5 protein-coding genes are annotated in these 8,175 nt (G+C 60.7%); all 5 read left to right on the plus strand.

The window, feature by feature from the left end; all coding sequences use genetic code 11:
* Positions 1-213: 213 nt before the first annotated feature.
* The 5 genes from B3187_RS09920 to B3187_RS09940 all read left to right on the plus strand — a co-directional run bounded on the left by B3187_RS09920 (position 214) and on the right by B3187_RS09940 (position 8,052).
* Positions 214-1,413: a hypothetical protein gene (locus tag B3187_RS09920; RefSeq protein WP_414673691.1), complete on the plus strand. Its 1,200-nt coding sequence runs from the start codon at positions 214-216 to the stop codon at positions 1,411-1,413.
* Positions 1,413-3,908 (plus strand): LamG domain-containing protein, encoded by a 2,496-nt coding sequence (locus B3187_RS09925; protein WP_286806142.1) that lies wholly within the window; start codon positions 1,413-1,415, stop codon positions 3,906-3,908. Before B3187_RS09920 ends, B3187_RS09925 begins: the two co-directional genes overlap by 1 nt.
* A gap of 69 nt (positions 3,909-3,977) precedes the next feature.
* The gene (locus B3187_RS09930) at positions 3,978-5,570 is read left to right on the plus strand and encodes a hypothetical protein (RefSeq protein WP_024461542.1); all 1,593 of its coding nucleotides are present in this window, start codon (positions 3,978-3,980) and stop codon (positions 5,568-5,570) included.
* Positions 5,571-5,832: 262 nt separating this feature from the next.
* On the plus strand, positions 5,833-7,251 hold the full coding sequence (locus B3187_RS09935) for an NfeD family protein (protein ID WP_286806144.1): 1,419 nt from the start codon (positions 5,833-5,835) through the stop codon (positions 7,249-7,251).
* A 39-nt stretch (positions 7,252-7,290) separates the two neighbouring features.
* Complete coding sequence (locus B3187_RS09940; RefSeq protein ID WP_286806146.1) at positions 7,291-8,052, plus strand: slipin family protein; 762 nt, start codon at positions 7,291-7,293, stop codon at positions 8,050-8,052.
* The last annotated feature ends 123 nt before the right edge of the window (positions 8,053-8,175 follow it).

The raw sequence follows: 8,175 nt of genomic DNA on the forward strand, positions 1-8,175 counted from the left end.
TGCCGGAAGTGTGATCCACTTATCAAAACCCGTGGCTAAACCCGCACGGGAACTGGCTGGCATCACCCCTATAATGGTCTGGAACGCGCGTCAAATGTTACACAAAAACCACCAGACTCCCGCCGGCCAATGTGGCCCGGTCTGGCGGATAAGCACCAATGGCCTTGGGGAATAACCGTGAACAGCACCCGCCAACTTCCGTTACGCGGCGTCATGCGTCTGCGCTCCGTTTTCTGTCTGATGCTGATTCTGGTTGGCGTCGCGGCGCAGGCCGGCCCCCGGGAGCAGGCGCTGCAGATTCACAACCGCATTGCCGGCGTGCCGCCCAGTGAAAGCGTACTGCTGCAAATGGCCGACCTGATCGCTGAGGGAGACGTCGACGCCGCCGTTGAGTTGGCGATGGACAATGAGCATTTTTACAGCGTCACCCTGAAAAACATGGCCACGCCCTGGACCAATCGGGATCAGAGCGTGTTTGCACCGCTCAACGACTACACCGCCACCTTTATCGGCATGGTGCGCGACGGGGAAGACATTCGCGGTCTGCTCTACGACAACGTTCTGTACGTCGGAAGCGCCAGCGGATTGCCCGCCTATGCCAATGACGACAATCAGCATTACGAGGCACTGGAAACCCAGGGCCTGCCGCTGGGCGACCCGGAAGTACTGGTCAAGCGCACCCAGTCGGATGTCAACGGTCTGCCCGCCGAGGCGACCGCCGGGGTGATGACCAGTCGAGCCGCAGCGCGCGCCTTCTTTTACGCGGGCACCAACCGTGCCATGTTCCGCTTCACGTTACTCAATCACCTGTGCCGGGATCTGGAGCAGGTGCACGACACCAGCCTGACCCCGGACCGCATCCGTCAGGATGTCAGTCGCAGCCCCGGAGGGGACAGTCGGGTCTTCCTGAATAACTGCATGGGCTGTCATAACGGCATGGATCCTCTGGCCCAGGCCTATGCCTATTACAACTGGGACTATGATGCCGACGCCGATCCCGAGGGTGAGGACGGCCGACTGACCTACAACCGCGAAGGTGAAACCGAAGCGGAAACCGGCACCCGCGTGGTGCCCAAGTACCATATCAATGCCAATACCTTCCGCTATGGCTACGTGACCATGGATGATCAGTGGGACAACTACTGGCGCGAGGGCAACAACCGGGTGCTGGGCTGGAGTGATGCACTGCCGGGCAGCGGTGAGGGTGCCAAGAGCATGGGCATGGAACTGGCTCACAGTGAAGCGTTTGCCAGTTGTCAGGTGGAAAAAGTCTTTCGCCAGGTGTGCCTGCGCCAACCGGGTAGCCCCGAGGATCACCAGTTGATCGAAACCGCCACCGACCATCTCGCCAACGCCGGGTTCGATCTGCGCCGCGCGTTTATCGACACCGCCGACTATTGCAAGGGAGAGTGATGATGAACCTGATAAAGCACTCTCCAATCATCCTCGGATTTCTATTCCTGTTGGCAGGCTGTGGCTCCGATAGTGGCAGCGACGTCCAACAGAATGTTGACCCCAATCAGGAACCCCCGGCGGCCACCTACGACGGCCCGGCGCCGCAGACCGATGATGTGCAGCAGTTCAAACTGTCGGTGTGGGATCCACTGGCGGTGGAAAACCGCTGTGGCAGTTGCCATGGCACGGGCGGACAGGAACCCACCTTTGTGCGCTCGGACGATATCAATTTGGCCTATGCGGATATCAATGATTACATCGATCTGGAGCAGTCTGCCAATTCCCGTCTGGTGACCAAGGTCGCCGAAGGCCACAACTGTTGGCAGGCCAGTGCCGACGCCTGTGCCGACATCATCGAGGGATACGTAGAGGCCTGGGCCAGTGCCTCCGGTTCGGTCAGCACTCGGGTGGTCTTTGAGGCGCCGGATGATCAGGCCGTCGGCAGCAGTAAAATCATGCCTGCCGAACCTGGCGCTTTTGCCAGCACGGTCTATCCTTTGCTGACCGAATACTGCAGCGAATGTCACACACGCAGCGCACCCACGGCACAGCAACCCTACCTGGGCAGCAGCTCGGTATCTCTCTCTTTCGAAGCGGCGCGCACCCGTATGCGCCTGGATGATCCGGCCGATTCCCGACTGGTGCAACGACTGGGTAACGAGGGCCATAACTGCTGGAGTGATGACTGCCAGAGCGATGCCAGTGCCATGACCGCGGCCATCACCGAGTTCGCCGACAGTATTGCGGAAACCGAGATCAATCCGGATCTGGTGGTCAGTCGGGCGCTCAGCCTCGGTAACGGCATCGTCGCCAGCAGCGGCGGACGGATCGACACCCACATTATTGCCAAGTACGAGTTCAAAACCGGACAGGGTCCCATCGCCTACGACACCAGTGGTGTCGAACCCGCCGCCAACCTCAATCTCAGTGGTGATGTGCAGTGGATGAGCTCCTGGGGGCTTCGCCTGAACAGCAGCGGCAATGACGGAAAGGCCCAGGCGGCCACCAGTGGTAGCCGCAAGCTGCACGACCTGCTCACCGCCACTGGTGAGTATAGTATCGAAGCCTGGGTGATTCCCGATAATGTGACCCAGGGGGACGGCGGTGCGGATACCGCCCGCATTGTCAGCTACTCCGGTAGCAACGATGTGCGCAATTTTACTCTGGGCCAGACGCTCTACAACTACGATTTTCTCAATCGCAGCGGTGAGACCGACGTCAATGGTTTGCCTGCCCTGTCCACCAACGACGCTGACGAACGCCTGCAGGCCACCTTGCAGCATGTGGTGGCCACCTTCGATCCGGTCAACGGTCGACGCCTGTATGTGAACGGTGAGTTTACCAACGATGAGGATCCTCTGGCGGGCGCCGCGCTGGAAGAGTGGAGCGAAACCTTTGCGTTGGTGCTCGGCAACGAAGTGTCCGGCAGTGATTACGCCTGGAGCGGCAGCATCCGCTTCCTGGCCATTCACAATCGCGCCCTGTCGCCCGAGGCGATCGGGACCAATTTTGAGGTGGGCGTCGGTGCATTGTTTTATCTGTTGTTCGATGTCTCGGATCAAATCGGTCTGGATCCGCAAACGGCGTACATCGCTTTTGAGGTACAGCAGTTCGACGATTACGGCTACCTGTTTGCCGAGCCCTTCTTCCTGACTCTGGATGATGACGTGACGGTACCCCCCACTCCGATCAAGGGCATACGCATTGGCGTCAATGGTCGAGAGGCCCCGACGGGTCAGGTATTTGCCGCCCTGGAGACCGAGCTGAGTTCCGAAGCCTTTGTCGAGAGGCGTCAAACCCTGTCCGGCCAGGGTGCCGTGATTGAGTTGCAACAGGGGCCGGACAGCGATCAGTTCTTCCTGACCTTTGATCGCCTGGGGGAGCATGAATTCGTTCGCGTGGAGTCCGAACCGCCAGCGCCGGGCAGTCCCGCTGTGATCGAAGATCAACCGCGCCTCGGTCTGCGCTCCTTTGCCGCGATCAATGCCACTCTGTCTACCGCCACCGGCATTCCGGGTACCACCGCTTCGGTGGCCGGCACCTATGAAAAAGTCCGCCAGCAATTGCCCACCGCCCCGCAGGTAGACGGCTTTGTCGCTGCGCACCAGATGGGGGTGACCCAATTGGCCGTGGCCTATTGTTCGGCGTTGACGGCGGACAGCGACAAGCGCAGCGACTATTACGCCGGATTTGATTTCAGCGCCGGTGTCAGTGGTGCCTTTGATACCGACGGTAGGGCGGCGGTAATCGAACCGTTGCTGAAACATCTGCTCGCCGCCGAAATCGAAGGCGAGCCACTGGCCAGCCAGGCGGATCCGGCGGCCCTGCGCACCGAAATGAATGATCTGATTGATCGGATGGCGACCAGCGGCGGCGACGCCGAGCGCAGCCGTACCATCGTCACCGCCCTGTGCGCGGCGACCCTGGGCAGTGCCCTGACGCTGGTGCAGTAACCGGCTTTCAGGAACTGTTATTGATGAACATTGTTCTCGACCCAACCCGGAGCAACAAGGCAAACCACTATGGCTAAACGACAGGCTCCTCTGCACCCGGATGCACCGCTGCTACTGGATGGTCACCACCGCCCCATGACCCGGCGGGAGCTGATTTCCCACGGCTTCAAAGCCGGGGCCGGTACCATCGTTGGCGGCTCGTTGAGCGGGCTGATCGTCAACTCCGCCCTCGCCCAAGAGGTGAATCTGGCCAACGATATCGAGCAACTGCGCCAGGACTGCGGCATTGCCAGCACCGGGGCGGGCAAGATTCCGTTTATCTGTTTCGATCTGGCCGGGGGCGCCAATATGGCGGGCTCCAATGTGCTGGTGGGCGGCCCGGGAGGGCAACTGGATTTCCTGAGTACGGCGGGCTACAGCAAGCAGGGCCTGCCGGGGGACATGACCCCTCAATCCTCCACCGAGGATTTTGTGAACACCGATCTGGGCCTGGCGTTTCACAGCGACAGCCAGATGCTCGCCGGCATTCTGGAGCGGGCCGGCGCCCGCACGGAGTTGGTCAACGGCTGTGTGATTCCGGCCCGCTCGGAGAACGATACCGGCAATAACCCCCACAACCCCATGTACGGCATCAACCGCGCCGGTGCCAACGGCGAGCTGCTGGCGCTGATCGGCTCCCGGGCCAACGACTCCGGCGGCAACTCCCTGGCGCCTGCCTCCCTGATCAACCCGGAGGTGCGCCCCACCAAGGTGGACCAGCCCAGTGACGTCACCGGTCTGGTGGATACCGGGGACCTGGTCAACATGCTCAGCCAGGAAGATACCGTGCGGGTGATGGAGTCCATGACCCGCATGAGCCGGGCGCGGCTGAACAACCTGAATTTTGGCACCACCGAGGATGAACAGCTCAAGGAGCTGCTGAGTTGTGGCTACGTGAAAAGCGCCGATCTGGCGGCCCGCTTCGGCGACCCGGCCTCCATCGACCCGGAAGCGGACCCGGATATCATCGGCCCCAACGGCATTTTCTCGGAAGCCGAATTCATGAGCGACCGGGAGTTCCGGAAAACCGCCTCGGTCATGAAGCTGGTGGTGGAGGGCCGCGCGGGCGCGGGCACCGTCACCATGGGTGGCTACGACTACCACACCGGCGACCGGGCCACGGGCGAAATCCGCGACCTGCGCGCCGGGCGCTGCATCGGCGCCTGCCTGGAATACGCCGCCCGTAAAGGCGTGCCGATCATGGTCTATGTGTTCAGCGACGGCTCGGTATTCAGCAACGGCATGATCGATGATTCCCCGGAGGGGCGCGGCAAAGGCGTCTGGACCGGTGACAATCAACAGACCGCGGCGTCCTTCTTCCTGGTGTACAACCCCAATGGTCGCCCGCAACTGCTGGAGTCCAATGGTGGTCCGGAAGCGCATCAGCAGATCGGCTACATGCGCCCCAGCGGTGACGTGGAAACCGCCTCCACCCCGGCGGCCAACAACGTCAACCTGCTGGTGGAAACCGTGGTGCTCAACTACATGGCGTTGCACGGTGAGCAGAGCCGCTTTGGCGATGCGGACAAGTTCCCCCGCAATGGCTTGGGTAATGCCGCCATGATGGATCGACTGACGGCGTTCCAGCCAATATGTAACGGCACCATCGATAACCCCGCGTAACTTGAGTGGGATGACGGCGGATGCGCCTTCGGCTTATCCGCCCTACGGCCGAGCGCAGCGGTATAAATCTGCGTAGGGCGGATAAGCGAAGCGCATCCGCCGTTACCAAAATCAATGCAATATCCGTCGGGCGCGATAAGACCGAAGCCCGCATCCGCCGTAAACCAAACCGACACAACAAACTGATCCTGCCTCCTACCCCCACCGTATTGTTTGGGTGACGCTGAATCTCTGCTAATCTCATAGGTGGAGGTGGCAACCCATGAGATGGAATCGACGCGGTTTTACCTTACTACGGCCAGGGCTGCTGCTCTGGCTGGCCTTGCTGATGCTGGGCGCCTTCGGCCTTCAGGCCCAGGAAACGGACGATACGGCGTCCGGCGGCCCCCATGTGGCCGAACTCACCATTGACGGACCCATCGGGCCCGCCACCAAAGACTATATTCTGCGCTCCATCGACACCGCCCACGAAGCCGGCGCCCACGCCGTGCTGATCCGCATGGACACCCCCGGCGGCCTGGACGCCGCTACCCGCGACATGATCAAAGGCATTCTCGCCGCCCCCCTGCCGGTGATCACCTACGTCCATCCTGCCGGCGCCCGCGCCGCCAGTGCCGGCACCTATATCCTTTACGGTAGCCATGTTGCCGCCATGACCCCGGCCACCAGCCTCGGCGCTGCCACCCCGGTCCAGATGGGCGGCCTGCCCACGCCGCCTTCGGGGGAGCAAGAGCCGGTGGACGATGGCAGTGAGGGCTCCGGCGAAGAATCCTCGGAAAAGTCTCCCCAACCCGGTAGCGCCATGGAGCGCAAGGTAATCAATGACTCGGTGGCCTTTATCCGCGGCCTGGCGGAGCGCTATGACCGTAACGCCGACTGGGCTGAAAAAGCGGTGCGCGACGCGGTGAGCCTGACCGCCAGCGAAGCCCTGGAGCAGAACGTGATCGATCTGGTGGCCGACAACCGCGAGGATCTTCTGGCGCAACTCGATGGCCGCGAGGTCAAATTGGAAAGCGGCCCATTCACCCTTCAGACGGCGGATCTGCCCATAGTGAGTTATGCGCCGGATTGGCGCAGTGAGTTACTGGGCATAATCACCAATCCGCAGATTGCCTCGATTCTGCTGTTGATCGGGGTCTATGGGCTGATACTGGAAGGTTATAACCCGGGCGCCCTAGTGCCCGGTGTGGTCGGCATCATCTGTCTGCTGCTTGGGCTCTATGCGCTGCAGGTGTTGCCGGTGAATTATGCGGGGCTGGCGCTGATCGTGCTCGGGGGCATACTCATACTGGCGGAAGCATTCCTGCCCAGCTTCGGGGTACTCGGCATAGGCGGAGTGATAGCTCTGGTGATGGGGTCCATCATGCTGGTGGATACCGACGTGCCGGGTATGGAGGTGTCCTATGAGATTGTGGGTGCGGTGGCCGCTGTGGGATCACTGGTTGTGCTGGGCATTGTCACCATGGTCGGTCGTAGCTTGCGAATGCCGCGCAAGGATGTCAGCCACGCCATGGTGGGTCGGGTTGCGGACGTTACCCAGGTAGGTGAAGAGCATGCAACGGTTCGTATTGATGGCGAGTTCTGGACAGTGTCCAGCGAACAACCACTGAAGCCTGGCGACACGGTGGAGGTGGTGTCGCAGGACGGTTTGCACTTGAGGGTACGCCCTACCGGTCAGTAAAGGGCGGCTGGCACTTTTATCCAAGAACGGAGATTCCCTATGTTATACGAATATTTCTTTGGTCTACTCATCACCTTTGTGGTGTTACTGCTCGCCTATGCGATTCGCATTCTGCGCGAGTATGAACGGGGCGTGGTATTCATGCTGGGCCGTTTTCAGAAGGTCAAAGGCCCCGGTCTGGTAATCATCATTCCTTTCATCCAGACCATGGAGAAGGTGGACTTGCGTACCATCGTCATGGATGTGCCGAGTCAGGACGTGATCAGCCGGGACAACGTCTCGGTGAAGGTGAATGCGGTGGTGTACTTCCGGGTGGTTGACCCGGAGAAGGCGATCATCAATGTGGAGCAGTACTACGAAGCGGTCAGTCAACTGGCCCAGACCACGCTGCGCTCGGTACTCGGTAAACACGAGCTGGATGAAATGCTCTCCGAGCGCGACAAGCTGAACCAGGATATTCAGGAAATTCTGGACCAGAGCTCCGATACCTGGGGCATCAAGGTCAGCAATGTGGAAATCAAACACGTTGACCTGGATGAGAGCATGATCCGGGCGATTGCCCGTCAGGCTGAGGCCGAGCGCTCACGGCGTGCGAAAATCATTCACGCCGAGGGTGAGTCACAGGCCGCGGCCAAGCTGACCGACGCGGCGGTGGAGCTGTCCAGGAACCCCAACGCGATGACGCTGCGCTATTTGCAGACGTTGATTGATATTGCGGGGGAGAAAAACTCCACCATTGTGTTCCCGCTGCCGGTGGATATGCTGGGTAACATTATGGAGCAGTTTAAGTCTAAATCGTAGGGCACCCATGCGGTGCCGTTCCGATATTCATACAGGTCACCCGGGTTTTACGGCACGACATGCGTGACCTGCGTTTGGTAACGGCGGATGCGGGCTTCGCCCTCCGAGGCGTCGGACCGATCC

Source organism: Marinimicrobium sp. UBA4209, assembly GCF_002381585.1.
GTDB lineage: Bacteria > Pseudomonadota > Gammaproteobacteria > Pseudomonadales > Cellvibrionaceae > Marinimicrobium > Marinimicrobium koreense.